Below are 25,901 nucleotides of genomic sequence, written 5' to 3' on the forward strand. Positions count from 1 at the left end.
CTTCTCTTTCCTATATATAATTAGACATCTCCAATCATCAAAAATCAAATTAATTATCGTACATAAATTATCAGTTATTTCTCCCTATTCCCTATTCCCTATTCTCTCTTTTATGAAGATGTCTATTTAGCAAGTATCTCCATTTCTTTTCAAGACTGTAAACTTTTTAAAATTTTATTTGCTAAAGAGCCAAAAGATTGACCTAATTGTTTTTTCAACCGCCATCTTTGAAAAGCTTTTTCATATTCTTCTCCTTCAATTTGGAAAGTTTTCCAGGCATCTAAAGCTAACCATAATCCCCACAATAATAAAATTGGTAAAGACCAGGAAAGAGTATGAGCAGTTACTAAATTCAGCAACAGTAAAAATGAATTTACAATGCCATATTTAATCAAACTTTGCTTTAATTTGTCTCTACGAACTTGATTAAAAAGTTGTTTTTCCTGAAACTCACTTCGGTGGGAAAGCCATTCCTGTTCTGCTGCTGCTAAGTCTTCTGTGGAAATACCCATCTCATGAGCAATTTCTAATACTTGTGCTCTTGTTAGTTCGCCTCCTTCAGAGCGACGTGCTAGGGCAATTTGCAGAATTTGTTGGGCATCGTCTTGAGCATAAGTTTGGGTAATTTGGTTTTGTTCGTTTGTCATAACTTTATTGCTTAAATTTTAGAATTATTTCTATCATATATTCTAGCTTGCTATAGATATCAAAGAATAACAATAGTAGATTCCTGTCCTGTCAATAGGTGAAATTTCTACTGGATATTATTGGTCATTAGCACTAGAAAAAATGGGTGCATCTCAGTTTTGAAGAAAGCCAAAAATTTATCGCTTTTAGGGAACACCGGATCTGGGAATAGGGAATAGGAAAAAAAGTATTTTTGTAAATATGAGATGCACCTCAAAAATCAGGATGCTCTATAGTCTGAGTTTACCTGTAAATTCACCAAGTGGTTTGAGTATTCCCTCTTGTTGAATATAATTATTTATCGCTTAATTGAGATGCACCTCAAAAAATGACAGTTATATCAAAAGAGAAAATATTTTTTACAGAATAGATGTATTTTTTGTTTGTGATTATCTTAAATATTTACTTGATGAATAGTCTCTGAAGTTATATAGCAGAAGGAAGAAGGTTTTAGTTATCTAGAAGAGAAGGAAAAATATTATGTTGTCTGAGTTTTAAGCTTTTGATAGGTCTTAAACTTTCCTTCGACTGTTATAATATACTTTTAGGTTTAAACAAATTACTTAAAACAAAAATATGCCACCAAAGTCGAAAGTTACTAATAGTAAACTAAAAATAACTAACGCACAAAAAGAAGCTGCTGAAGCTGAGATTAGGGAAAAACAAAAAGCTGTTGATTATCGAACAACGGAATATCCAGTGGAAGTTATTGTTCAGAAGTATATGGAAGGAGAAGAAAACGATACTAATGAGTTATTTGTACCTGATTATCAAAGAGAGATGGTTTGGGATGATGAAAGGCAGTCAAAATTTATTGAGTCTGTATTTTTAGGATTGCCAATACCTCCTATATTTGTTGCTGGTATTAATGATGAGGAAAATGAAGAAGATGAAGCTCGTTTAGAAATTATTGATGGTACTCAACGTATTCGTACCTTAACTAGATTCATTAAAAATGAGCTAACACTATGTGAATTAAAAAAGTTAAGTCAGCTTAATAATTTTAAATTTGAAGACTTACCTCTTCCTCGTCAGAGACGCTTTAACAGAGCTACTGTTCGGATAATTGAATTAACAGAAAAAGCAGATGAGGAAACACGAAGAGATGTTTTTGAAAGAATTAATACTGGTAGTGTTCAATTAAATGAAATGGAGAAACGCAGAGGTATATACCCAGGAAAAGTTACTAATTTAATTGAAGAATTATCAAAATTACCAAAATTTAGGAATCTTTGTTCTTTTTCTCAAGCAGCTATTAAGCAACGAGACCCTCAAGAGTTTGTACTACGTTTTTTTGCTTTTTTGAATAAGTATAAAAATTTTAATAGTCAATTGGGAGTAATTAATTTTCTTGATGAGTATTTAAAAAATGCTAATGATGATAAAAATATAGACTTAGAGAAAATGCGACATGAATTTGAAGCAATGATAAATTTTGTCAAAGAAAATTTTCCTGATGGTTTTCGTTCAGGTAAAAAATTAAATCAAACAACTACTAGGATTAAATTTGAATCTCTTTCTGTAGGTGTTGCTCTTGCTTTGAGAGAAAAAAATAATCTTCATTATCAAGGAGATGATTTGCTGAATTCTCCTAAGAGTAATTTTCAAAATTACACGAAAGGTGATGCAAGCAGTTCTAATAAGAAAGTAATTAGACGAATTGAATATGTCAGGGATAAACTATTAGGTAAATAATGACAAGCATATTAGTTCAATATTTTAATGAACGCTCTGAAGAAGTTAGTAAATATTTTATTTTCCTCCAAAGCTTACAGCAAGGAAAAATAAAATTAATCACAGAAAGTCAAGGAAATAGTAAAGCTAAAAAAATATACACTGAATTAGAAAATACTCTGAAAGCGAGTGCTTATTTATTACTTTACAATTTAATAGAATCCACAATGAAAGATGCTATTGAAGCAATATTTGATGAGCTAAAAAATCAAGGAGTTTCTTTTGATAATATTAGACCTGAATTACAGAAAATTGTGCTTCGTAATTTGAAGCAGAAAAATCCAGACAAAGTTCTTCAAAAAATTGTAGATATATCAAGAGATATTATTACTGTTGGATTTGATAAAGAAAAACTATTTTCTGGAAACATTGATGCTAAAAAAATTAAAGAAATAGCTCAGGAATATGGATTGTCTGCAAAAACAAAAATTGATAGTAGTGATTTATTGACAGTCAAGGATAACAGAAATGATTTAGCACATGGCATTAGACCTTTTGCAGAAGTAGGAAAGAAAATAAGTGCTGATGAACTGATGGAAATTAAAAATAAAGTAGTAGAATATTTAAGACAAATTCTGGAAAATATTGAAACATATTTAGACAATCAAGAATATTTAGATTCATCTACAAATTCTCCCTAATATTATGTTCAGATTATGAAATATAATTCAATACGGTTCATATAATACCAAAACTCATAAGGTATCAATCTATAGACTCATGTACTTTCCTTCTAAGTGCATTTCATATTTGCAGAAATACTATTTTCCTGTATATTCCCTGTTGCCTGTTGCCTTTCGGAGCTGTTGCCTAAAAGCGATAAATCTTTGGCTTTATTCAAAATTTAGATGCACCCTTCCTTCTTCCTTCTTCCTTCTTTCTTCTTCCTTCTTCCTTCTTCTAACTGTATTTACTCTCTCCAACGACCAGAACGAAGAATACTAATAATTAACCATAACCCAAGAAAACTAGCTACTGCAAATAAAGCTTCACTTAACACAGATAACTGACTACTTTGAGAACCCGCAGTTACAATAGCAGCACCAATAATTAATGAACCTACAACCACACTAAAAGATAGTCTATTAGCCGACTTATTTACACTACGAGTCAAAGGTTCAATATCTTTTAAAGTTAAATTCCACTTCAATGTTTCAGAAGTAACTCTATCTAAAAGTAAGTCTAGTTGACGAGGTGACTCTAAAGATAAATTCTTCACATCAATAGCTGTTCTTAATAATGTTTGAACTGGATCTTCCCCTAATAACTGTCGTCGAAATAAATCGGTCATTAATGGTCTAATTTCATCCAAAAGATTAAGCTTAGGATAGAAACTACGAGCGACACCTTCCAAATTTGCTAAAGTTTTGGAATACAAACCTAAATTACTAGGCAACTTAATTCTGTTATTACGACACAATTGTAATATGTCATAAAAAACCTCAGAAAAATTGATTTCAGCCAAGCTCAGATTATAATATTTCCGCAGCATTTTGCTATACTCATTTTCCACCTTAGCTAAGTTTGGCGGTTGAGCAACTTCTGCCATTTGTAGAGTTAACTGAGTACATCTTTTAGCATCTAGATCGACGATCGCTAATAATAATTCCGTTAAATTCTGCTGACTGCGAGGATCGAGGCGACCAACCATTCCACAGTCTAGTAGAGCAATACGTCCATCTTCAAGATAAAATATATTCCCAGGATGAGGATCGGCATGAAAGAAACCAGTGATATAAAACTGTTGAAAGAAAGCACGACATAATAAAGTAGAGAGTGCCTGCTTTTCTGCATCTACATCCCCATTATTGTTAATGCCTTTAACCTTCGCTGATAAGATAGGTTTACCATTTAGCCATTCGAGAACTAATATTTTCGGAGTTGTTAGTTGCCAATATACTTTCGGAAGCATTATTTGCTTGGGGTCAAACCACTTACTGGTAGATAAGTCTCGACGTAGTTCGTCGGTATAACCAGCTTCCTTAGTGAAGTCAAGTTCAGCTTTCAGAGCAATACTAAATTCTTCCGCAAGAGAAACTATATCGTAGTCATTGCCAAAATCTGTGAATGAGACTAATTCAGCTAAACTTTTTAGCAGGGATGTATCTTTGTCAATTATTCTGTCAATACCTGGACGTTGAACTTTTAGAGCTACTTCCGTACCGTCTTTTAAGGTCGCTTTATAAGTTTGAGCGATGGAACCCGCTGCTACACACTCAGTATTAATATCGCTAAATATTTCTTCTAGAGGTTGGGATAACTGTTGACGAATTAAGATTTCCACTTCTGACCAAGGTACTGCTGGTACATTAGCTTGCAAACTTGACAAGGTATTTATATAGTCTGCTGGTAATAAGTCTGGACGGGTACTAAGTAGCTGGCCGAGTTTTACATATACTGGGCCTAAATCTACCAGAATATTGCGTAGAACTTCTGGTGTTGGTATATCTGGTTCGCCAGTTTTGCCCCCTGTGAGGAGGGTTTTCATATAGCCCCAACCGTTACGGAACACAATTTCGACTATTTCAGCTCGGCGAGAATTAGTTGCTGTCAGGCTAGATAACACGGGGCCTCCCAATGATTGGATTGATGTTTGCTTTACCTATAGGGAAAATTTAATATATCTAAATATTTAGGATAGCGCCGATCATAAACTGGTGCATTGTGAGTAACTTTCATTTCACCTACAGACTTTTTTTTCCTTATCTGTACTGATTTTCAAGCATTTTATCCGAAATATAATGTATCAGTCATTAGTAAAATTATAGCGCTACACATTAAAGTGTTTGACATTTCTCAACCCTGTTAGCGGAGCTTTTCCGTAGGAAAAACCCTTTAACAGGTTACTATCTGGACTTTAGGAAAAAACAGGTTAAAAATAAGGTCAAACCTTATATACAGCAATGTTTCTATCTTAAATCAAACGTTTTCTTGATATATCTAGGTTTTCCTACGGAATGCTACGCAAACAGCCATTTTAAGCAAGTTTAGGTATTTTCCTTGCTAATACTGGGTTTGAAGCCATTTTCACTGTAAAAAATCTAAAAGTCCAGCTATTGCCTATTGCCTACTCCCTATTCCCTAGCGCGTAGCGCTATAAAACTTTTGACTTTTTATTTTTGACTTTTGTTTGAATAAATGGTATCTATTTTGACAGCAAGAAAACTATAAATTACACAAATTTCTGCTTTACATTATTCTCAAAATTCTTTATATTTATTTTATAATCAATAAAGATAATAGTCAGGAACCCCAGGACTAAAGTTCAAAGGCTTGGACAGACTGCTGGAAGTCTTTGCCAACCAACACCTGACTATCCTTAGATATTTGCAGTCTAAGTTACAGGTTAGTGTTAAAGTTCCTATCTTGAGATGCTCTCTCTGCCAGTCCTATCCTCTAGAACTCAATGGTTAAACAGGCATAGTGGGTTAAGCCAGTACCTTTGACATGATACCGACCTATAACATTCTCGTTTCGGCTATGGCCGATCTTTATTGATCCCCTAGCGAAAGCTAAGGGTTTCCAAATTACCGAAATATTTTTAGATGAATAATATAGAATCTGTCGCAATTGAACGGTTTCAGACTCGTAGTCCTATAGATTTAGACAGTTGTCAGTTAAACCGCGAGTTAGTTGGGTCTAGGGTAGTAATGGTGATTGACTGCCCATCTACGGAAAAGTGCCATCAACTTTGGCGCGATCGCTACCTATTAATGCGTCGGTGTTTAGATTTATGGTTAGCTCATCAAATCGTAATTAGTTACAAGGGACATCCTTACGGTCGTACTCCGATGCGTCAATCTTTAGCCTGATTATTTTCTTGGTTAAATTATACATATAGCAATTTTCATACTGGTGAGATATAGAACTTGAATACAAGTGTGAATGGTATAGCTATGAATTAATATTCTTAATAGATTCTACCCTTCTACTAAGACTTGTTCGAGTTGCAGTAGGGCGCTATATAATATATAAATTACAGCTAGCGGTGTGCAATGGCGCACCGTTAATGTTTTTTGTCAATTTTAGTTATAGCAGAAGGAAGAAGGAAGAAGGAAGAAGGAAAAGTATTACGTTGCCTGAGTTTTAAACTTTTGAACTTTCCTAACCTTTCCTTCGACTGCTGTAGAAATAATTTTGTTAAAAATTAGACATCTCCAATAATAAAAAATCAAATTAATTCTCGTACATAAATCATTAATTCTTTCCGCCTACTCTATAGGGACGTTGCATGCAACATCCGTACTACTCCTTCTTTTCTGGAGATGTCTATTACTCCTATTGTTTGTTGCCTTGATATTTTCTATACAACCACGTTAAAAACTACTATAAACATCTTAAAAATAAGTAATAAATAAGTACCTGTGCAAAATTAATTTAAAATTTGTTCGTAGGTAACAGGGAATAGGGAACAGGGAATAGAGAATAAAATATATATTTTTTTGGGGTAGAGATGTCAATCTAAAAATAATTTTTCCTACCTATTTAAGCTGATCACCAAATATAAAATTAATTTTGCTTGACTACTAATACCATTTTTATGTGAAGCTGCACAGAATTATGAATTCATTAATTTCTCTGTCTTGATCTACTATCAACTCTGATTAAAATTTTATTCTATGCAACTTCTTATTAATTTGGTATTATTCAACAATATTTCAAGAAATTTTATACACAACAAAAAAATAACTGCTATGGCGTTTCTGAGGTTAGCGAGGTACAGTTATCTTTATTTCTTTGTATTTCCCTGTTGCCTGTTGCCTGTTCCCTGTTACTTGTTGCCTAAAACCCAGAATTGTGTACCTCACAAGTATGATAATTTCTATATATATTTTCAGTCAATATTAAAAATGAACTGATGTTAGATATTTCTCAAACAACTAAACCTATTCAGAAAATTCTATTTGGCAGTCCAGGTACAGGCAAAAGTTATAAAGTGCGAGAGATAGCAACTAATTCCTTGGGAATTAAATGGCATGAACAAACAAAATCATTAGAAAACACAATTAAAACAGTATTTCATCCTGAATATAATTATGCTGATTTTGTGGGTAAACTATTGCCACAAACTATCGGAAGTTCGGTTATATATAAATTTTATCAAGGTCATTTTTTACGAGCATTAGGATTAGCTTACAAAAATTTAATTAATAATAGTAATGAGAATGTGCTGTTAGTAATTGATGAATTAAACCGAGGTAATGCTGCTGCTATATTCGGTCCGATTTTTCAATTATTAGATAGAGAAACAGATAATTGGTCAACTTATGATGTCAATTTATCAGAGTTAGAAATAGTGGCTTTGTTAGGATCGATGGGGTATGATGCTCAAACAACTGATAAAAATATACAAGTGGATGGAAGTAATTTTGATGTTTTTTGTAAGATGACAAAGATGAATTTAGAAATGAGTGATAATCAGGATGGTTTAAGGGTCTTAGAAAATTTGACAAGTCAGAGAATTTCTATTCCTAGAAATTTATCGATTATTGCGACGATTAATACTTCGGATGAGTCTATTTATTATCTGGATAGTGCCTTCAAGCGGAGATGGGATTGGGAATATGTGGATGTGCCTGGTTATGGAATAGAAAAAATTAAAGATATAGCGATTGAGGGTAGGGATGAGAAATGGGTTTCTTTTGTGAATAAGTTGAATGATTTTATTAAGGTAAATCATCATCTAATTCGCCGCATTGAAGACAAACAAATTGGGGTTTGGTTTTTGAAGTCTGAAGATAATCAAGTTACTAAAGAATCTATAGAAAATAAGTTAATGTTTTATCTGTGGGATAGTGTATTTCCTAGAGATAGAAGACCTTTGGAAGATTTATTATCAAAAGTGGATAAACAAAGTATTAAATTAATTACATATTCTGATTTTATTGCTTTATCTGATGATTTTATTGATGCGATTATTTCTTGTGAATGGTTGACTTTTTAAGTTATTTTATTTTTTGCTGTTTCTAGAGGATATTTAATACAGGAAAAGGCAGAGGAGAAAAGGAAAGAGGTAAGATTTTCAACCGGATTTAGTATGATAAAATTTTTTACTTAATTTGCTCGTAATTTCTTTAACAATTTCTCGAACGCTTGAGTTTTTTTTACAACTGATAACTGATCACTGAAATGACCTATTTTAGCAGATTTTGTGGTAACAATTACCCAATTATTGAACACCAGTAATTAAAGATAATTGGCAGTAGTTTTAAACTCCTCTGAATTGAATTTCAAGGTAGTTGAAATGTTGTCAAATTTATTCAATAAATTAAAGTGAAAATGATTTGCTCTGATGGGGATAATCATGGCGCTCTACTACTGCCAGGTGCAATAATTCTTATATTTTTTGTTGATACTAACTCCTGCCGTTGTTCGTGTAGTTTTATTGCTTGTGCATAATAATTTTTCTCGTTATTCATACTTAATTCTCAGTAAACGTTGCGATAGAATTGAGGATGACTGTGAATATGTTCTGCTCATAATTTCTAGACCAAAATAAGATTTTTGATTATTAGATCGCGATTTATTTTTAGTACAGGTCTAGTGGTTTTGTTGCGTATGTCGCAATAGGAATTTCTGCTTAGTTTGATATTTTGGTAGTCGGTAGCTTTGTTGCGTATGTCGCAATAGGAATTTCTGCTTAGTTTGATATTTTGGTAGTCGGTAGCTTTGTTGCGTATGTCGCAATAGGAATTTCTGCTTAGTTTGATATTTTGGTAGTCGGTAGCTTTGTTGCGTATGTCGCAATAGGAATTTCTGCTTAGTTTGATATTTTGGTAGTCGATGGTTTTGTTGCGTATGTCGCAATAGGAATTTCTGCTTAGTTTGATATTTTGGTAGTCGATGGTTTTGTTGCGTATGTCGCAATAGGAGTTTTTACTCAGTCTGATATTTTTTTGGCAGTCGGTGGTTTTGTTGCGTATGTCGCAATAAGAATTTTTGCTTAGTCTGATATTTTTTTGGTAGTCGGTGGCTTTATTGTGGATAAGAAGTGAAGAAGAAATTCATATTTTGGTTTTATAATTACCGATTATCTGAGCTTAATATTAGTCTCTAAATTTATTGCCCTGGTTTATTTCAATCACTAACTATCTGGACTTAACATTAGTCCCTAAATTTATTTATCTGCTTTACTTCTTCCTTGCTTCCCTCTCTCCTAGATAACTAAACACTTTCTTCCTTCCTCATAAAAATGATAAATTTTGCCGAATTAAAACCTAGAGTTAACACTAAATATTCTTTTGTCGGCATTGAAAAAAAGGGAGGTAAGTTAATTTTTCATTTACCTAAAGGGTTCACTCAGAATGACCAGAATATTAATAATTTTGAGTTTAAATGTGAATTATTTTTCAAGCTCTATAAAGTTCTGAAAATTGTGCAAAATATTTATCAAGAAAAAGGATATTTGCAGAAAAATATCAAAATAAATGACCGTGACGGTGTATTAAAACAGGAAGCAGGAAAAGAAGTTATCATCAACGATAATCAAGAAAGCATTTTTTATAGCAAACTTGATGCTTTAGATAATATATTAGATGTTTACGATGAATTGAAAATATTAGCACTTGTCTCTCGTCTTAGTAAATCTGAAACTATAGACTATAGTAAAATTCATCGTTATCTTCACAAATCTACTTTCCTGAATAATGGTGCTATTTTTATTGACTCTATTGATATACCTCGCCAACAAATATCTTATGAAGCTTCTGATCTTGTGGCTATGTATTGTTATATATTTACTGAGATTAAACAAAAATTAGGCGAAAATGTTAATCCAGAAATTGCTGCTCTATCTGCTAGATTTCGGCATAAGTATATTGGGTATGAATATAGTCTGTTTAGCGAAACCCATTATTCTTTAATCATCAACACTTTGAGAGATGCTTTAGAAGCAATTGATAACTATACGGCGTTAAAAGATATAGATTATTGGCATTTTTATGATGCAGTTGAGAAATTTTTATTTGGGGAATTGGATGATGTAGAAGATGGCAAAATATGGGGATTTAATAATTTTCATAGTGTTTGGGAGGGAATGTGTTTAACTTATCTGCTCAGATACACAAATCCATGTTTTGTCTGTTATCTGAATAGCCGATATATTGCTTCTGAAATAATTGCTCATTTGAATTACAAAAATAGAATTATTGATTTGAGTAAGATTTTTCATGTCAACGGCAAGGATATTTTTCCCGATGCTGTAATTATTTCATTTAATACTAAAAATAATCGCTCAAACTCCACAGTTCCAGATTTAATCCCATCTACAAATTCATATAAAATTGAAAAAGTAAAAAATTGGAATGACTTACACTACTACACCACCTTCAAATGCAATAAATATCACTTAAAAATTGCCCTTCTTAATCAAAACCCAGAACTAGAAAACCATACTTTTAACGAGTTAGCTAAATTCTGCAAACTTGAGGGAGATACACTGATAGTTAACTCCTTGCCAAATCAGTTTTATTCTTATTGGGAAATTTTGGATGACTTTAGTCTCGAACAACTACAAATGATGGAAAATTTGAATCACATATTTTATCTAGCTCTTAAATTTGGCATCTTATCTCCCGATAGATTTTTTCAACGATTTATTCACTATGTTTTGGGGTCTGAATATCTCCTTAAAGACAACATATTCTATCTATCTCTCTTTCGGGATAAGGATAGACTCCGCTCTCTCAAAGAAATCAATCAAAGCTTTAGTAATTTCCTGAATAAAATTATGAATAAAATCTCTATTCAGGTGATTGATATTAAATATGCCAATTTTGATTATTATCTGAATCCAGGAAACCGAGAAGAAATTAAAAGTAGGAGTATTAGAAAACAGTTTGTCTATGAGTATTTGATTCAAAGTTATCTGGAAAATTATCAAAGTACTGTTAAAAATTGGAGTATTAGTAGTGAATTTTGGCTGCCTACTTACAGGAAAAATTTACCAATTCTTACTCCTGGTACTAAATATATGGATGATTATGTGAAATTAATGGGGGTTAATATTGTGAAAGTTATTGATAGTTATATTCAGGGATAATTAACTACATGGCTTGATTTTAATTAAGCATTTAGCGATCGCTTTTCCATATTGCTGTGTTGATTATGAGCTGCTTTTTTTTGCGTTGAATAAAAAGTCATGTGTAGGGGCGAACAACCCCCAAGAACACTTATAATATCACCGTTTTTTCTCATGTGCAATGAGAAATCCTACATTTTTTCGGTGCTTCGTGTAATGAAATTTGTGGCTTCAAACTTTGGTGTCTTGAAATGACGAGATGAGTGGTGAGGGTCGAATTTTACTCATCTATATTAGCGATCGCTTTTCCATATTACTGTTTTGATTGTTACCTGCTTTTTTGGTTGAATAAAAAGTCATGCTTAGGGGCGAAAAACCCCCAATAATACTTATACTATCATCATTTTTTCCGAGGTGCAATCAGAAATCCTACCTTTTGGTGCTTAGTGCAATGACAATGGTTGTCCGTTCAAAGTTGGGAGTCTGGAAATGACGATTTTGATGAGTGGCGGTCGTCGAATTTTACTCATCATTTTAGTCTTAGTTGGTTAGCGATCGCTTTTCCATATTACTGTTTTGATTGTTACCTGCTTTTTTGGTTGAATAAAAAGTCATGCTTAGGGGCGAAAAACCCCCAATAATACTTATACTATCATCATTTTTTCTGAGTTGCAATCAGAAATCCTACCTTCTTTTGGTGCTTCATGCAATGACAGTTGTGAGTTTAAACTTGGGAGCCTGGCAATGGCGACTTTTACTCATCTATTTAGCGATCGCTATTAGTGTGTTGATTATGAGCTGCTTTTTTGTGTTGAATAAAAAGCCATGCTTAGGGGCGAAAAACCCCCAATAATACTTATACTATCATCATTTTTTCCGAGTTGCAATCAGAAATCCTACCTTCTTTTGGTGCTTCGTGCAATGACAATTGTGGGTTTAAAATTGGGAGCTTGGCAATGACGATTTTGATGAGTGGCGAGCGTCGAATTTTACTCATCTACATCTATATTAATTATAGGACTTAAGCATGAACGCTATTGGTAGGGTGCGAACTTCCCCAGCGTAAGGCACCAAGACTCTATATACAGTGCCTTTGCGTAAGTCCTGAATTAGATTAGATTAGACATCTCCTCCAAAAGAGGGAGTAGGGAGTAGGGGGGAAAGAATTGATAATTTCTGTGCGATAATTGATTTGATTTTTTATTATTTGGAGATGTCTACCGAGGATCGACAACTTAATTGCAAACCGCCATCAACTTATAATTAGCGAACTTAACTACTTTATAGGTTGGTTTGAGGCAACTTTAGCCTAGCTTCTCCGCAGGATCAACCCAACATATATAGCACATCCCACTGTTAACATTCTGATATTTTTTTCCAGCAAAATTTATTCTCTTAGACTAAAAAAATTACTTCCATACAAGTTTTTGTTGGGTTGCGCTCTCGCTTAACCCAACCTAAAACTACAACTATTCCCTTAAAACATGAACAACAAAAAACAAAATATACAACAAGACATTTTTCAACATCTCAAAGAAAACGGTACAAAATTCGTCCGTATCCTCTTCTGTGATAATGCCAATATTATCCGCTCCAAAGCATTCCATATCAACCTATTACCAGAACATTTCCATACAGGACCCAGCATCACAGTTGCCCAACAAGCATTACCAGTCATGTATGATGCGGTAATTCCCGAAACAGGTCTCACTCCAGTAGGAGAAGCTTGGTTAGTTGCTGACTGGTCTACCCTCCGTACATTACCCTACACTCCTACTCATGCCAGTGTAATTGGTGATATATTTAAAGATGGTACCCCCTGGTCATTATGTCCCCGTAAATTTCTCAAACAAGCGATCGCCACTGCCGAAAAAGCAGGTTTACAAATAAAAGCTGCTTTTGAAAATGAATTTTATCTATTGAAATCTACTTCTGACGGTATCGCCCCCACAGATAATACAGTTTTTGCCTCAACCTTGGGGATGGATATTAACCGCACCGTCATTGACGATATTGCGGACTGTCTCATGGGTCAAGATATTCAAGTGGAAAGATATTATCCAGAGTCAGGTCCTGGTCAACAGGAGATTTCCATTCGTTATAGTGATGCCTTACAAGCTGCTGATAGACAAATAACTTTCCGGGAAACCGTGCGAGGAGTAGCTCTCAATCATGGACTTACTGCTTCTTTTATGCCGAAAATTTTTGCTGACCAAGCTGGTAGTGGTTGTCACCTACATCTGAGTCTGTGGGAGGGGGGAAAAAATATTGTTCCTAACTCGGAAGGGATGGGGGGAGTTTCCAAAAAAGCTCGTAGTTTTATTGCTGGAATTCTCGAACATTTACCTGCTTTAATGGCACTAACAACTCCGAGCGTTAATTCTTATCGTCGGATTCGCCCCCATTTTTGGAGCGGTGCTTTTCGTGCTTGGGGGTTGGATAACCGGGAGGCTGCTGTGAGAGTGCCGAGTAATTTTGCTCCACCTTCTCCTACTCACTTTGAGTTGAAAACTGTTGATCCTTCTGCTAATCCTTATTTAGCTTTGGGAAGTGTGATAGTTGCTGGTTTGGATGGGATTAATCGTGGTCTTGATGTGGGGGAACCTGTGGATGTTGACCCTGGAAATTTTTCTTCTGCAGAAAGGGAGGCGCGGGGGATAGATGCTTTGCCTGGTTCTTTGGGAGAGGCGATCGCTCATCTAAATAATAATGATGTTTTGAAAAATGCTTTGGGGTCTGAGTTGGCTCAAGCGTTTATTGCTGTGCGTCAAGCTGAGTGGGAGGCGATGAAGGATATGGATATAGAGGAGGAGGTTAAGATTCTGTTGTCGCGATATTAGTTTTTGGGGTATTTCAGTTATCAGTTATCAGTTCCTCTGCCTGTTTGCGTAGCATGACCTAGGAAAGCACTGGGATTGAAATGTTGAACTTGATTTTCTCTTGGTGGATTACTATAGCAATGTGCGCTGGCATATTTACACATTATTTTTTGTACACCTTTTCGCTTACTGCACTTTGAGCTGGACATTGTAAATACCTGAGCGCTCATTGCTATACCGGATTTGATATTACTTCCCAATCGCTTTGATTAATTTTACTGCCGAAATTGTGGTCACATAAATAATTATAGATAAACCAATAGCACTAGAAATTAACAAACCAGCTTCTCGATGCACAATGATAAAGTTTATAGTTCGGTCAGCTACGCAAGGCCATGTAGAACAAATTTCAGTGACGTAAATCAATTAATGAGTTATTACAAGAATGTGAATCGGGAAAGTTGGAAGGTTGGGTATTTGGAAAAACTACAGAGACAAGATTTCCAGGAATGGAGGCAGTAGAAAAATATCGGAAGTTAATGATTTGGGGTAACCCAGGAGCGGGTAAAACTACTTTTTTAAAATATTATATAGCTATTCAATGTATAGAAGGGAATTTTTTATCTGACTATTTACCTATATTTTTGACTCTGAGAGATTTTGCTGAAGTTGCGGATAAACAGGGAATTTTGGAATATATTCATCAGGAATTTTTGCCAAATTTGCCGAGACAAGAAAGTGATTTACAAGAAATTATTAGGGAAGGCAGGGCAATAATTTTATTTGATGGTTTGGATGAGGTGAGGGAGGTAAATGTGGAGGATGTTATTAGGAAAATTCGTGATTTTTCCGATCGATATCCAGCCAATCATTTTATTATTACTTGTCGAATAGCAGCGAGAGAATATACGTTTGATAAGTTCACTGAGGTGGAGGTTGCTGATTTTGATGATGAACAAATATCGAGGTTTGCTAATAATTGGTTTGAAAATAAGTCTGTAAAACCTGAATATTTTCTGGAACAGGTACGAGAAAATGAGCGAGTTTTGGAACTGGCGACAAATCCTTTATTATTGACTCTTTTATGTTTGGTATTTGAGGAGTCTGGAGATTTTCCAGCAAATCGTTCTGAGTTATATAAGGAAGGATTTAGATGCGCTATTAAAAAAATGGGATGCCAAGCGTGGAATTCAACGTCGTCAAGTTTATGGGAAATTATCGCCTCAAAGGAAGGAGGATTTATTGAGTAAAATCGCCTGGATTACTTTTGAGAATGGAGAGCTTTTCTTTAAGCAGAAAGTAGCTGAGAAATATATCACTGATTATATTTGTAATTTGCCTGGAGCTAATACTGATGAGGAAGCTTTACAACTGGATAGTGAAGTTGTTTTGCGTTCTATAGAATCTCAGCATGGGTTATTAGTTGAACGTGCGAAAAGTGTTTATTCTTTTTCCCATTTGACTTTTCACGAATATTTTACTGCTAGGGAATTTATTATTGGCAAAAATTCTTCGGAGGAGGCGTTGAAAAGTTTAGTTAGTCATCTTACTGACTATCGTTGGCAAGAGGTATTTTTATTTGCGGTTGGAATGTCTTCTAATGCTGATGGTTTGTTGTTGTTAATGAAGGAAAAGGTAGATGGAATTTTAAGTGGAGATGAAAAATTGCAGGATTTTTTGAGATGGGTAAATGAAAAGTCTCTTATGGGTAATATTTCGGTAAAATATTTGGATATTCGAGTTGGATTCTTTTTCTGGGAATGTCTATCTAGTGTTAATTTTTTTTTCTTAAAGGAAGCTTCAAAATCAACTGAAGAATCTGAGCTTAAGAATATCAGATATCTTTATCAAGAATTTATAGATAGTTTTAACGAAACGAGTATTTTTTTGAACGATTTGATGTTTGAAGAAAGGTTTAAGCACTCTGGTTTTATGCTCGATGTAGAATTATATAAATTGTTATCTTCGGTAAAAATGTCTTTTGAGCCTAATTCTGGTACAAAAAATATAATTGACAGTATTATTGAGTATCCATCTAGTACAAAAAATATAATTGACAGTATTATTGAGTATCCAATAGACTTAGAATTTAAACAAAAATTACATCAACTAAAATCTGAATTACCAAATTCTAATCAACCAAAGGAAAAGTGTGAGGAATGGTTGAAAATCAATGGTCAACCTTGGGGTAATAGATTCAGAAAATTAATAATAAAATATCGAAATATTTGTCACGATTGGCAGTTTAATGATGAGCAGCGTTTTGCCTTGAGAGAATATTTTTATGCCAATGGATTACTTTTTAATTGCCTCAACAGTGATTGTTATGTCAGCCGAGAAGTTCGACAAGAAATAGAAGACACATTATTATTATCAATTGCTGAAATAGAAAAACGTAACACAGCAAATCTTTAGTTATAAACATCCTCTAATTCCAGCAAAATCTCCATCAAAATCCAACTCCAAAATTGGCAATTTTTTGTTGAACTAAGAATTCATATATAGCAATCAGGAATCAGAAGTAAGAATTGAAGTTTTCCCTTAAACCATAGAATATAGCAGTTTTCTTATTCTTATATATTCGTTTTTTCCCTATTCCCTATTCCTTAAAACAAAAGTCTCCAATATCTCACAACTAAAATCATATTGCTATAGAGAGAATGTGGGAGACATAAGCTAAAATCTGAATTACCAAATTTTAATCAACCAAAGGAAAAATTTGAGGAATGGTTGAAAACTAATGGTCAAGCTTGTAGTGATAAATTAAGAAAATTAATAATTAAATATGGCAATATTTGTCACGATTGGCAGTTTAACTATGAGCAGCCTTTTGCCTTACAAGAGTATTATTATGCCAACGGACTACTTTTAAATTGCCTCAAGAGTGATTGTTATGTCAGTCGAGAAGTTAGACAAGAAATAGAAGACACATTATTATTATCAATTGCTGAAATAGAAAAACGTAACACAGCAAATCTTTAGTTATAAACATCCTCTAATTCCAGCAAAATCTCCATCAAAATCCAACTCCAAAATTGGCAATGTTTTGTTGAACTAAGGATTCATATAGGGAGAATGTGGGAGGCATAGCTTGAGCAATATACAGAAAAGTTTAGGAAAAATTTTCACTTACTGAATCTTTCTTTTCCCACTGACTCATCCGCCAGTCGTAAATAATTTTCATCCGAATTCTGTACGCCACCAATCCAAGAGTTCCCCTACCTGAATCTTTCTTGATAGACTTTTCCTGATTTACTCAACACAGAAAAATCCAGAAATAGAGCGATCGCTCCAAGGAATTATAGTATGACAAAGCAATTAGAAAATTATTACTACTTTCCGTTTGACTTTTTCAGAGCATTGCAAAGTAACTTTCAAAAACAAAACTAAATCGCGATCGCTCGATATAGCTTTTACTAATTAAATCAGCTTTTAATATTATTTCTCTAAATCAAAGTAGTCTAATTTTCCTCAAATTATTACAAAATATTTCACGAGCTTGCGTTGTTTCAGCGATTTAGTACATAGTCTGTACATAAGATATTGTGCCAATTTTGTGCTTAAACCTAAGAATAGACTCTTCAATACAAGGCTATAACCTAGTATTTACGTTAATAACATCTTAAATATGCCAATTTTCAGCCGAGAGATATAATCTCAAAAAAACAAATTTTGAACAAGTGCAAATACTTAAGTAATTCTAGCCATTGACAAAATTTTCTTGAGCCTGGGAGTAGGGGAGTGGCTCACAGGGATTATGGCACGGATATACGGATAGGTCAGGGAGTGAGGGAGTGGGGGAGAATTAAACATAAGAATAATTAACATTAACTGGGCTGCTAATTAGCAAAAAGGTTGTTCTACATAAGTTAATTACTTAATAAATGAATTAATAGCTGATAGCTGATAGCTGACAGCTGAATGCTTACTTTCTACCAATTAAATTTTATCCCCAAATATGCTTCTAAACGCTGATTATGAGGTTGAAAATAATCACTTAATTTTTGTCGAAGTGACTTACTAATAGAAGAATAAGAACCAGCATTTAATTTTGGATAATCTGGTATTTGATAATCTGGCAAACCTAGAAAGTCGAAAACTTGTTTCATGGTAGTTGCCGAGTCACGATAAAAGTCTTCACTTTTCAAAATTAGTAATTGTTCTCTAGGAAAAATAGCTAACCATTTCTTGAGGAATTCTACATATACTCCAGAAGCAATATAATCTCCTGCAAAATTCCAATAATTAGGATGAGAAATTTTGCTGAGTTTTTCAAGTTGAGAGTTAATAGCTACTTCACAAGAACGAAATTCTTTATTTAAACGTACTTGATGATAGTAATGAGAAATTGCTCGATCGACAGGATTTCTCATAATGAGAATTAGCTTGGTTTTGGGAAAAAAATGAAAGAGTCTACAGGCGGCATATTGAGCATCAAAATAGGTAGTACTTGCTTCTCCAGTTAAAAATTTTTTTGACTCTGAAATGGAAGGGAAATGTGCCCGATACCAATCTATACCTCTATGGAAATTGAAAGACCAAAAATGTATTTCTTTTTTGATGGCAGGTAAAATTTGGGGATGTTTAGTTATATAGCTATAAAGAGAGGTGGTTCCTCCTTTGCCTACCCCAATAATTAGAAAGTTGGCTTCAGATAATTGTTCTGAGTTCCAGTGTTGTTTAACAAAGGTGGGATGGGTTTTATAAATATAATGTTTAGAAGCTGTTTGATAATATTTGATCGCTTCATTAGTTCTGTCTACTTGAGTTAAAGCTTCTGCTAAGTTTAGGTAAGTGGAAACTGAATTATTTTGATTTTCAATAAGTTTCTGAAATAAATTTACTGTCTCCTCAAGTTTGCCTAATTTTTCAAAAGTTTCCCAGAGACGAGTATCAGACCACCAAGCAAAATCAGGATTAATTTCTATGGCACGATGATAGGCAATAGAAGCTTCTAACCATTTTTTTTGTTGAGTTAGAGCTAATCCTAGATAATAGTAAGATTGGCTATCTCGATTAGTTTCTACAGCAACATAATATGAGTTTAAATCTTGTTCTAGTTGAATTTTTTGCCGTAATATTTTTTCTAATTCCTGAAAGATATCTATTTGATTCTTACTAGGGAAAATTTCTCGCAACATATAATAGATAATGATGGCTCCAGAAATCTGATTTGCTTGTGCTAAAGCTGTTCCTAATTTTAGGTATAGTTCTGGATTTTCTCTGATGAGATATAGTGCTGTTTGATAAATAGGATATTTATCTGGATTTTTAATAGCTTGACAATAATAATTGATAGTTTCATCTAAGTTTGATTGAGAAAGTTGGGCAAAAGCATCTCCTAACTGTAGGTGCATCCAAGGTAAATCTGGTCTAACTTGAGCAACCTCCAAATAAGTAGCGATCGCTTCATCTAATTTTTTTTGTTTAAGTAAAACATCTCCCAGACATTGGCGATACCAAACCACTTCTGGATTTAGTTTTATTGCTTGACGATATGCTATTTCTGCTGCTTCTAGTTTGCCAATTTGAAAGAGAATATCTGCTAATTTTTGATGAGTACCTTTAAGTTCTGGTTTGAGTTGAATTGCTGTTTGATAAGAAACAATAGCTTGCTCAAATTCTCCAACATTAACCAGTGCTTCTCCTAATTTATTGTAATCCCAATAACTATCAGGATTAATTTTAATAATTTGACGGTAAGCAACGACAGCTTCTGAGTATTTTTCTAGTTTAATAAGGGCATTTCCTAAGTTATGGTAAGACCAGGGAAAATCAGGATTTAATTTGATGGCTTGACGGTAAGCTGTAATAGCTTCATCCCATTTTTGTAGTTTAGTCAAAGCTTGCCCTAATTTATAGTAAGACCAAGAAAAATTTGGGTCGATCTTTATTGCTTGATGGTAGGCATTAACGGCTTTATCCCACTGTTGTTGTTCTCGGAATTTTTCTCCTAATTCGTAGTCATCCATTTCAAATTTTCCAATTAAATATCATCTCTAAGCCTGATTCTAGTTTGTGAATTTCAACTCGAAAGAAATCTCTAAATTTTTGAGGCAGTAATTTCTTGATAAGCGGATAAGAGTCTAAGTTTAATTTCTGGTAGTCAAGAATTTGATAGTTTGGCAAATTGAAAAAATCAAATACTCCTGTCATCTTCCATTTTCCCAGTTAAATGTCATCTCTAAGTCTGATTCTAGTTTGTGAATTTCAGCTTGAGAGAAATCTCTAAATTTTTGAGGCAGTAATTTCTTGATAGGTGGATAAAACCCTCCGTTGAATTTTTGGTAGTGGGGAATTTGATGGTTGGGCAAATTGAGAAAATCAAAGACTCCTTTCATCAGGTGTTGTGGGAGAAATTAAGAGCTTCAATTTTTGAGGCAGTAATTTCTTGATAGGTGGATAATATCCTCCGTTGAATTTTTGGTAGTAGGGAATTTGATGGTTGGGCAAATTGAGAAAATCAAAGACTCCTTTCATCAGGTGTTGTGGGAGAAATTAAGACCTTTATCGCACTGCTTTTCTCGAAATTTTTTTCCTAACTCTGAGTCATCTATCTCTAGTTTCCCAGTTAAATTTCATATCTAAGTCTGATTCTAAGTTGTGAATTTCAGCTTGAAAGAAATATCTAAATTTTTGAGGCAATAATTTCCTAATAAGTGGATAGGAGCATAAGTTAAATTTCTGGTAGTCGGGAATTTGATAGTTGGGCAAATTCAGAAAATCAAATACTCTTTTCATCTTCCATTTTCCCAATTAAATGTCATCTGTAAGTCTGATTCTAATTTTTGATGATGAGGTAGAAAGAAATCTCTCAATTTTTGCTGAAGTAATTTCTTGATAGATAGATAAAACCCTCCATTGAATTTCTGGTGGTCGGGAATTTGATGGTTAAGCAAATTCATAAAATCAAATACTCGTTTCATCATGGTTGTGGGAGAAATTAACAGCTTAAACCTACTGTTGTTATCGAAATTTTTTTCCTAACTCTGAGTCATTCATCTCTAAGTTTCCCAGTTAAATGTCATCCCTAAATACTCCTCTAATTTTTGATTATGAGGTCGAAATAAATTGGTCAATTTTTGGTGAAGTGATTTATTGATAGGTGGATAAGATCCTAAGTTTAATTTTCGGTAGTCAGGAACTTTATAAATGGATAAGACCTTCAGTTAAATTTTTGGTAGTGGGGAATTTGATGGTTGGGCAAATTGAGAAAATCAAAGACTTGTTTCATCATGGTTGTGGGAGAAATTAAGAGCTTTATGGCACTGCTTTTCTCGAAATTTTTCTCCTAACTTTTAATCATCTATCTCTAGTTTCCCAGTTAAATTTCATCTGTAAGTCTGATTCTAGTTTGTGAATTTCAGCTTGAGAGAAATCTCTCAATTTTTGGTGAAGCAATTTCTTAATAGGTGGATAAGACTCTACGTTGAATTTTTTGGTAGTCGGGAATTTGATAGTGGGGCAAATTGAGAAAATCAAAGACTCGTTTCATTATAGTTGTGGGAGAAATTAAGAGCTTTATGGCACTGCTTTGTTGTGAATTTCAGCTTGAGAGAAATCTCTCAATTTTTGAGGCAGTAATTTCTTGATAGATGGATAAGACCTTCAGTTAAATTTCTGGTAGTTGGAAATTTGATAGTTTGGCAAATTGAGAAAATCAAAGACTCGTTTCATTATAGTTGTGGGAGAAATTAAGAGCTTTATGGCACTGCTTTTCTCGAAATTTTTCTCCTAACTTTTAATCATCTATCTCTAGTTTCCCAGTTAAATTTCATCTGTAAGTCTGATTCATAGTTGTGAATTTTAGCTTGAGAGAAATCTCTCAATTTTTGGTGAAGCAATTTCTTAATAGGTGGATAAGACTCTACGTTGAATTTTTTGGTAGTCGGGAATTTGATAGTGGGGCAAATTGAGAAAATCAAAGACTCGTTTGATTATAGTTGTGGGAGAAATTAAGAGCTTTATGGCACTGCTTTTCTCGAAATTTTTCTCCTAACTTTTAATCATCTATTCTAAGTCTGATTCTAATTTGTAAATTTCAGCTAGAAAAAAATCTCTCAGTTTTTGAGGCAGTAATTTCTTGATAGATGGATAAGACCTTCAGTTAAATTTCTGGTAGTTGGAAATTTGATAGTTTGGCAAATTGAGAAAATCAAAGATTCCTTTGAATTTTTGGTAGTGGGGAATTTGATAGTGGGGCAAATTGAGAAAATCAAAGACTCCTTTCACCATAGTTGTGGAAGAAATTAAGAGCTTTATGGCACTGCTTTTCTCGAAATTTTTCTCCTAACTTTTAACCATCTATCTCTAGTTTCCCAGTTAAATTTCATCTGTAAGTCTGATTCATAGTTGTGAATTTCAGCTTGAGAGAAATCTCTAAATTTTTGAGGCAGTAATTTCTTGATAGGTGGATAATATCCTCCGTTTAATTTTTGGTAGTCGGGAATTTGATGGTTTGGCAAATTCAGAAAATCAAATACTCGTTCGATCATAGTTGTAGGAGAAATTAAGAGCTTCACCCTACTGTTTTTCTCGAAATTTTTCTCCTAACTTTTAGTCATCCATTTCAACTTTCCCAGTTAAATTTTATCCCTAAATACTCCTCTAATTTTTGATTATGAGGTCGAAAGAAGTTGGTCAATTTTTGATGCAGTGATTTACTTATAGGGGGATATGAACCTAAATTTAATTTCTTGTAGTCAGGAACTTTATAATTTGGCAGACCGAGAAAATCAAAGACTCGTTTCATCATGGTTGTTGGAGTTCGATAAAATTCTTCTGTGGGCAAAATTAGAATTTGTTCTTGAGGAAATATTCTCATCCAATTGTGGATAAAATCTATGTATATGCCAGTGCCTAAATAATATAATCCATGATGCCAATAATTGGTGTCTAAGGGAGAATTTTTATAAATCATTTGCCAATTTTCTAATTCTTCATTTAATGCTGTTTCTAAAGGGCGATTTTCTCTATTTATCCTTCGCCAATGATAGTAGTGAGAAATAGCTCTATCTACGGGGTTTCTCAACATAATTATTAATTTTATTTTGGGAAAGTAATTAAATATTCTGTCTGGTGCTTCCCAATTTCCTAAGTAACTAGGACTTGCTTCTCCAGTGATTAAATTTTCATGGTTTGAAATGGCAGGAAAATGAGAGAGATACCAATTTATTCCTTTGTCAAAATTCATCGACCAAAAATTTATTTCTTTGACAACGGGGGATAAAATTTGAGGATGTTGGATTAGATAACTAAATAAAGAGGTAGTTCCTCCTTTTCCTACTCCAATAATTAGAAAGTTAGGATTTTGAATGTCTGTCAAATTCCACTGTTTTTGGCAAAGGGAGGGGTAAGATTTTAAAGTTTGTTGGTAACAAGCAGTTTGGTAACAAATAATTGCTTCATCTATTTGATTCTTTTTTGTCAGAATTTCTCCGAGATTTATATAAGACAAAAATGAATCTGGATTTTGCTGAATAAATTGTCGGTAGAAATTGACTACTTCACCTAATTTTCTGCAACGTTCTAAAGTATGCCATAAATTATAATTTGACCAGGATAATTCAGGATTAAGTTCTACAGCGCGTAGATAAACAACAGCAGCTTCATCCCACTTTTGTTGTTGAATAAAAGCATCTCCTAAAAATTGATAAATTTCAGAAATATGAGGTTGAATAGAAATAGCTTTTTGATAAGAGGCGATCGCTTCATCTAATCTTTGTTGTTTTACTAGGGTATTTCCTAGGTAATTCCATAGCCAATAGTTATGAGGATTTTTTTCAATTTCTTGGCGGTAGATTTTTTCTGCTTTTTCCCATTTATCTTGTTTGAGAAACAAGTTCCATAAACATAAATGAGGTCTATCTATTTCTGGATTAAGTTCTATTGCTTTTAAGTAACTGGTAATTGCTTGGTCTGATTTTCCTGTGATTTCTAGAACGTCTCCTAATGAATTATAAGACCAATAATAATTAGGATTAATTTCTATGGCACGACGGTATGCTGTTATGGCTTCTTCCCAATTTTCTAATTTTACTAAAGTATCTCCTAATGAGTTATGAGACCAATAAGAATTAGGGTTAATTTTGATTGCTTGATGATATTTGACAATGGCTTCTGTTTCTCTTTGTTGTTTGAATAAAACTTCTCCTAAATTATGGTGAGCAAAGTAAATATTAGGATTAATTTCTATAGCTTTGTGCAGAGTTTTCTCAGCTTGGTCTAATTTACCTAATTTAATTAAAGTTTCTCCTAATTTATTGTGAGACCAGTAGGAATTAGGATTAATTTTGATAGCTTTTTGGTAGGCAGTTACTGCTTCATGTAAATTATCTTGTTGAGTCAGTACTTCTCCTAATTTTTCGTAAGATAAATAAAAATCAGGATTCAGTTTAATTGCCTGTCTAAATGCTGTAGTTGCTAAATCCCATTTTGATAGTTGAATAAAGCTTTCTCCGAGTTTCTGATATGACCAAGAAAAATCCGGGTTAAGTTCTATCGCACGTTGATATGCTGTGACAGCTTTTTCCCACTGTTGAAATTGTATTAAAGCTTCTCCTAATTTGTGATAGAACCAGGGAAAATTAGGATTAAGTTGAATGGCATTTTGGTAAATAGTAATAGCCTGTGAAAAATTTTCTTCTTGGAGGTAAATATCTCCCAATTTTTGGTAAATTCCCCAATGTTCAGGTTGAAGTTCTAGAATTTTTTCATAACAGGCGATCGCTGATTCTATTTTGCCTTGGGATAAATAAGTTTCTGCCTGTTTTTGGTTTTGTAATACTATTGTTTGTAAGTCTGTATTTGAGGGCATAATTCTAGAGTAGTCAGAAGGAAGAAGGAAGAAAGAAGAAGGAAGAAAAAATGGATGGGGACTCATACCCCAAGCAATTGCTAACACAGTGTAGACGATGGGGTATTAAACCCAAAAGAAAAAAATAAGAACCAGGTTCATTAATGGATAATGGATAATGGATAATGGATAATTACCTCTGGTTAAAACCGTTACGGAATTGAATATAAGGAAATATTATTTCTTCTCTTGGTCGATTGGATATGGTTAGGAAACCCATCTATCCCACCCTACGGGAAGCTGCACTAACGACCGCTTTTTTTCCCTTGAAAGGGGATGCGGAATTAGCTGAATAATTAATAATTAATAATTATTAATTATTAATTATTCGGTAATAGTTTTTGTATTCTCAGAGTCGATCATTTGTTAGACCTAAAAAATCAAAAATTTGTTTGGCTGTTACTGCGGGGTTTTCATATGTTCACTTCTCGAGATTAAAAATTGTTCTCTGGGAAAAATCTTCGTTCACTTTTGAATAAATATATTCTAGAGTAGTCTGGAGTCTGAAGTCTGGAGTCATAATTAATGGCTTTTATACTATTTTTTAGATTGAAAATTATCTTTTTAGTTAAAGGGATATCTCCTGTAAAATATTTTAGTTATCCCAATTATTCATAACATTCTTTTTTCACGCTTGGTATAAGGAGACTAGAATTAATTGAAGAATAAGAACCAGGATAATAGTTTTTGTATTCTCAAAGTCGATCATTTGTTAGACCTAAAAAATCAAAAATTTGTTTGGCTGTTGCTGCGGGGTTTTCATATATTCACTTTTCGAGATTAAAAA

The 25,901-nt window shown here is 33.6% G+C and carries 20 protein-coding genes and 1 pseudogene; 11 read left to right on the forward strand and 10 right to left on the reverse strand.

Going from position 1 to position 25,901, the window contains the following annotated elements:
- Positions 1 to 149 precede the first annotated feature (149 nt).
- On the reverse strand, positions 150 to 647 hold the full coding sequence (locus F6K18_RS24875; RefSeq protein ID WP_287524999.1) for a 2TM domain-containing protein: 498 nt from the start codon (positions 645 to 647) through the stop codon (positions 150 to 152).
- A gap of 616 nt (positions 648 to 1,263) precedes the next feature.
- Between F6K18_RS24875 and F6K18_RS24880 the strand changes: the two genes are divergently transcribed.
- Together F6K18_RS24880 and F6K18_RS24885 are read left to right on the forward strand one after the other, a co-directional pair.
- Complete coding sequence (locus tag F6K18_RS24880; RefSeq protein ID WP_287525000.1) at positions 1,264 to 2,382, forward strand: DUF262 domain-containing protein; 1,119 nt, start codon at positions 1,264 to 1,266, stop codon at positions 2,380 to 2,382.
- A complete protein-coding gene (locus tag F6K18_RS24885) occupies positions 2,382 to 3,062 on the forward strand; it encodes an MAE_28990/MAE_18760 family HEPN-like nuclease (RefSeq protein WP_287525001.1) in 681 nt (226 codons plus the stop codon). The genes F6K18_RS24880 and F6K18_RS24885 overlap by 1 nt, the downstream gene beginning before the upstream one ends.
- 269 nt (positions 3,063 to 3,331) lie before the next feature.
- Here the strand turns inward: F6K18_RS24885 and F6K18_RS24890 are convergent, their stop codons facing one another.
- Positions 3,332 to 4,987, reverse strand: a complete 1,656-nt coding sequence (locus tag F6K18_RS24890) for an AarF/ABC1/UbiB kinase family protein (protein ID WP_287525002.1) — start codon at positions 4,985 to 4,987, stop codon at positions 3,332 to 3,334.
- Positions 4,988 to 5,966: 979 nt separating this feature from the next.
- Between F6K18_RS24890 and F6K18_RS24895 the strand changes: the two genes are divergently transcribed.
- The 3 genes from F6K18_RS24895 (at position 5,967) to F6K18_RS24905 (ending at position 11,461) form a co-directional block, all read left to right on the forward strand.
- Positions 5,967 to 6,233, forward strand: a complete 267-nt coding sequence (locus F6K18_RS24895; RefSeq protein ID WP_124143340.1) for a hypothetical protein — start codon at positions 5,967 to 5,969, stop codon at positions 6,231 to 6,233.
- 1,046 nt (positions 6,234 to 7,279) lie between these two features.
- Complete coding sequence (locus tag F6K18_RS24900; RefSeq protein ID WP_287525003.1) at positions 7,280 to 8,365, forward strand: restriction endonuclease; 1,086 nt, start codon at positions 7,280 to 7,282, stop codon at positions 8,363 to 8,365.
- A gap of 1,248 nt (positions 8,366 to 9,613) precedes the next feature.
- Positions 9,614 to 11,461, forward strand: a complete 1,848-nt coding sequence (locus F6K18_RS24905; protein WP_287525004.1) for a hypothetical protein — start codon at positions 9,614 to 9,616, stop codon at positions 11,459 to 11,461.
- Positions 11,462 to 11,484: 23 nt separating this feature from the next.
- Here the strand turns inward: F6K18_RS24905 and F6K18_RS24910 are convergent, their stop codons facing one another.
- Entirely contained in the window at positions 11,485 to 11,616 is a 132-nt protein-coding gene (locus F6K18_RS24910; protein WP_287525005.1) for a hypothetical protein, read from the reverse strand.
- Positions 11,617 to 12,149: 533 nt separating this feature from the next.
- Between F6K18_RS24910 and F6K18_RS24915 the strand changes: the two genes are divergently transcribed.
- Together F6K18_RS24915 and F6K18_RS24920 are read left to right on the forward strand one after the other, a co-directional pair.
- The gene (locus F6K18_RS24915; RefSeq protein ID WP_287525006.1) at positions 12,150 to 12,293 is read left to right on the forward strand and encodes a hypothetical protein; all 144 of its coding nucleotides are present in this window, start codon (positions 12,150 to 12,152) and stop codon (positions 12,291 to 12,293) included.
- A 631-nt stretch (positions 12,294 to 12,924) separates the two neighbouring features.
- Positions 12,925 to 14,280 carry a glutamine synthetase family protein gene (locus tag F6K18_RS24920; RefSeq protein WP_287525007.1) on the forward strand — a complete coding sequence of 452 codons (1,356 nt, stop codon included), beginning with the start codon at positions 12,925 to 12,927 and terminating at the stop codon, positions 14,278 to 14,280.
- A gap of 228 nt (positions 14,281 to 14,508) precedes the next feature.
- Here the strand turns inward: F6K18_RS24920 and F6K18_RS24925 are convergent, their stop codons facing one another.
- Positions 14,509 to 14,685 (reverse strand): hypothetical protein, encoded by a 177-nt coding sequence (locus F6K18_RS24925; RefSeq protein WP_287525008.1) that lies wholly within the window; start codon positions 14,683 to 14,685, stop codon positions 14,509 to 14,511.
- 35 nt (positions 14,686 to 14,720) lie between these two features.
- On the opposite strand from F6K18_RS24925, the gene F6K18_RS24930 reads away from it, so the two are divergent.
- The 3 genes and pseudogenes from F6K18_RS24930 to F6K18_RS24940 form a co-directional block, all read left to right on the forward strand.
- A complete protein-coding gene (locus F6K18_RS24930) occupies positions 14,721 to 15,509 on the forward strand; it encodes an NACHT domain-containing NTPase (RefSeq protein WP_287525009.1) in 789 nt (262 codons plus the stop codon).
- Positions 15,502 to 16,674 (forward strand): hypothetical protein, encoded by a 1,173-nt coding sequence (locus tag F6K18_RS24935; protein ID WP_287525010.1) that lies wholly within the window; start codon positions 15,502 to 15,504, stop codon positions 16,672 to 16,674. The genes F6K18_RS24930 and F6K18_RS24935 overlap by 8 nt, the downstream gene beginning before the upstream one ends.
- A gap of 267 nt (positions 16,675 to 16,941) precedes the next feature.
- Positions 16,942 to 17,241 (forward strand): annotated as a pseudogene (locus F6K18_RS24940) (hypothetical protein); the annotation flags it as partial.
- Between the two features lie 950 nt (positions 17,242 to 18,191).
- On the opposite strand, the gene F6K18_RS24945 reads toward F6K18_RS24940, so the two are convergent.
- The 6 genes from F6K18_RS24945 to F6K18_RS24970 form a co-directional block, all read right to left on the reverse strand.
- Positions 18,192 to 20,231 (reverse strand): tetratricopeptide repeat protein, encoded by a 2,040-nt coding sequence (locus tag F6K18_RS24945; protein ID WP_287525012.1) that lies wholly within the window; start codon positions 20,229 to 20,231, stop codon positions 18,192 to 18,194.
- A 180-nt stretch (positions 20,232 to 20,411) separates the two neighbouring features.
- Positions 20,412 to 20,600 carry a hypothetical protein gene (locus tag F6K18_RS24950; RefSeq protein WP_287525013.1) on the reverse strand — a complete coding sequence of 63 codons (189 nt, stop codon included), beginning with the start codon at positions 20,598 to 20,600 and terminating at the stop codon, positions 20,412 to 20,414.
- A gap of 208 nt (positions 20,601 to 20,808) precedes the next feature.
- Positions 20,809 to 21,000 carry a hypothetical protein gene (locus F6K18_RS24955; RefSeq protein ID WP_287525014.1) on the reverse strand — a complete coding sequence of 64 codons (192 nt, stop codon included), beginning with the start codon at positions 20,998 to 21,000 and terminating at the stop codon, positions 20,809 to 20,811.
- Positions 20,997 to 21,188, reverse strand: coding sequence for a hypothetical protein (locus F6K18_RS24960; protein WP_287525015.1), 192 nt, complete (start codon positions 21,186 to 21,188; stop codon positions 20,997 to 20,999). The genes F6K18_RS24955 and F6K18_RS24960 overlap by 4 nt, the downstream gene beginning before the upstream one ends.
- A 1,329-nt stretch (positions 21,189 to 22,517) precedes the next feature.
- Complete coding sequence (locus F6K18_RS24965) at positions 22,518 to 22,754, reverse strand: hypothetical protein (protein WP_287525016.1); 237 nt, start codon at positions 22,752 to 22,754, stop codon at positions 22,518 to 22,520.
- A gap of 74 nt (positions 22,755 to 22,828) precedes the next feature.
- Entirely contained in the window at positions 22,829 to 25,075 is a 2,247-nt protein-coding gene (locus F6K18_RS24970; RefSeq protein ID WP_287525017.1) for a tetratricopeptide repeat-containing sulfotransferase family protein, read from the reverse strand.
- A gap of 697 nt (positions 25,076 to 25,772) precedes the next feature.
- Between F6K18_RS24970 and F6K18_RS24975 the strand changes: the two genes are divergently transcribed.
- Positions 25,773 to 25,898 carry a hypothetical protein gene (locus F6K18_RS24975; protein ID WP_287525018.1) on the forward strand — a complete coding sequence of 42 codons (126 nt, stop codon included), beginning with the start codon at positions 25,773 to 25,775 and terminating at the stop codon, positions 25,896 to 25,898.
- Positions 25,899 to 25,901 lie beyond the last annotated feature (3 nt).

Origin of the sequence: Okeania sp. SIO2C2, from assembly GCF_010692625.1 — a bacterium.
Taxonomy (GTDB): Bacteria; Cyanobacteriota; Cyanobacteriia; order Cyanobacteriales; family Microcoleaceae; genus Okeania; species Okeania hirsuta.

Excerpts from the sequence above, each read along its gene's own strand:
- F6K18_RS24875 (WP_287524999.1), bottom strand. The coding sequence starts at position 647 with ATGACAAACGAACAAAACCAAATTACCCAAACTTATGCTCAAGACGAT.
- F6K18_RS24880 (WP_287525000.1), top strand. The coding sequence starts at position 1,264 with ATGCCACCAAAGTCGAAAGTTACTAATAGTAAACTAAAAATAACTAAC.
- F6K18_RS24885 (WP_287525001.1), top strand. The coding sequence starts at position 2,382 with ATGACAAGCATATTAGTTCAATATTTTAATGAACGCTCTGAAGAAGTT.
- F6K18_RS24895 (WP_124143340.1), top strand. The coding sequence starts at position 5,967 with ATGAATAATATAGAATCTGTCGCAATTGAACGGTTTCAGACTCGTAGT.
- F6K18_RS24900 (WP_287525003.1), top strand. The coding sequence starts at position 7,280 with ATGTTAGATATTTCTCAAACAACTAAACCTATTCAGAAAATTCTATTT.
- F6K18_RS24905 (WP_287525004.1), top strand. The coding sequence starts at position 9,614 with ATGATAAATTTTGCCGAATTAAAACCTAGAGTTAACACTAAATATTCT.
- F6K18_RS24910 (WP_287525005.1), bottom strand. The coding sequence starts at position 11,616 with ATGAGAAAAAACGGTGATATTATAAGTGTTCTTGGGGGTTGTTCGCCC.
- F6K18_RS24915 (WP_287525006.1), top strand. The coding sequence starts at position 12,150 with ATGACAGTTGTGAGTTTAAACTTGGGAGCCTGGCAATGGCGACTTTTA.
- F6K18_RS24920 (WP_287525007.1), top strand. The coding sequence starts at position 12,925 with ATGAACAACAAAAAACAAAATATACAACAAGACATTTTTCAACATCTC.
- F6K18_RS24945 (WP_287525012.1), bottom strand. The coding sequence starts at position 20,231 with ATGGATGACTACGAATTAGGAGAAAAATTCCGAGAACAACAACAGTGG.
- F6K18_RS24950 (WP_287525013.1), bottom strand. The coding sequence starts at position 20,600 with ATGAAAGGAGTCTTTGATTTTCTCAATTTGCCCAACCATCAAATTCCC.
- F6K18_RS24955 (WP_287525014.1), bottom strand. The coding sequence starts at position 21,000 with ATGAAAAGAGTATTTGATTTTCTGAATTTGCCCAACTATCAAATTCCC.
- F6K18_RS24960 (WP_287525015.1), bottom strand. The coding sequence starts at position 21,188 with ATGATGAAACGAGTATTTGATTTTATGAATTTGCTTAACCATCAAATT.
- F6K18_RS24965 (WP_287525016.1), bottom strand. The coding sequence starts at position 22,754 with ATGATCGAACGAGTATTTGATTTTCTGAATTTGCCAAACCATCAAATT.
- F6K18_RS24970 (WP_287525017.1), bottom strand. The coding sequence starts at position 25,075 with ATGCCCTCAAATACAGACTTACAAACAATAGTATTACAAAACCAAAAA.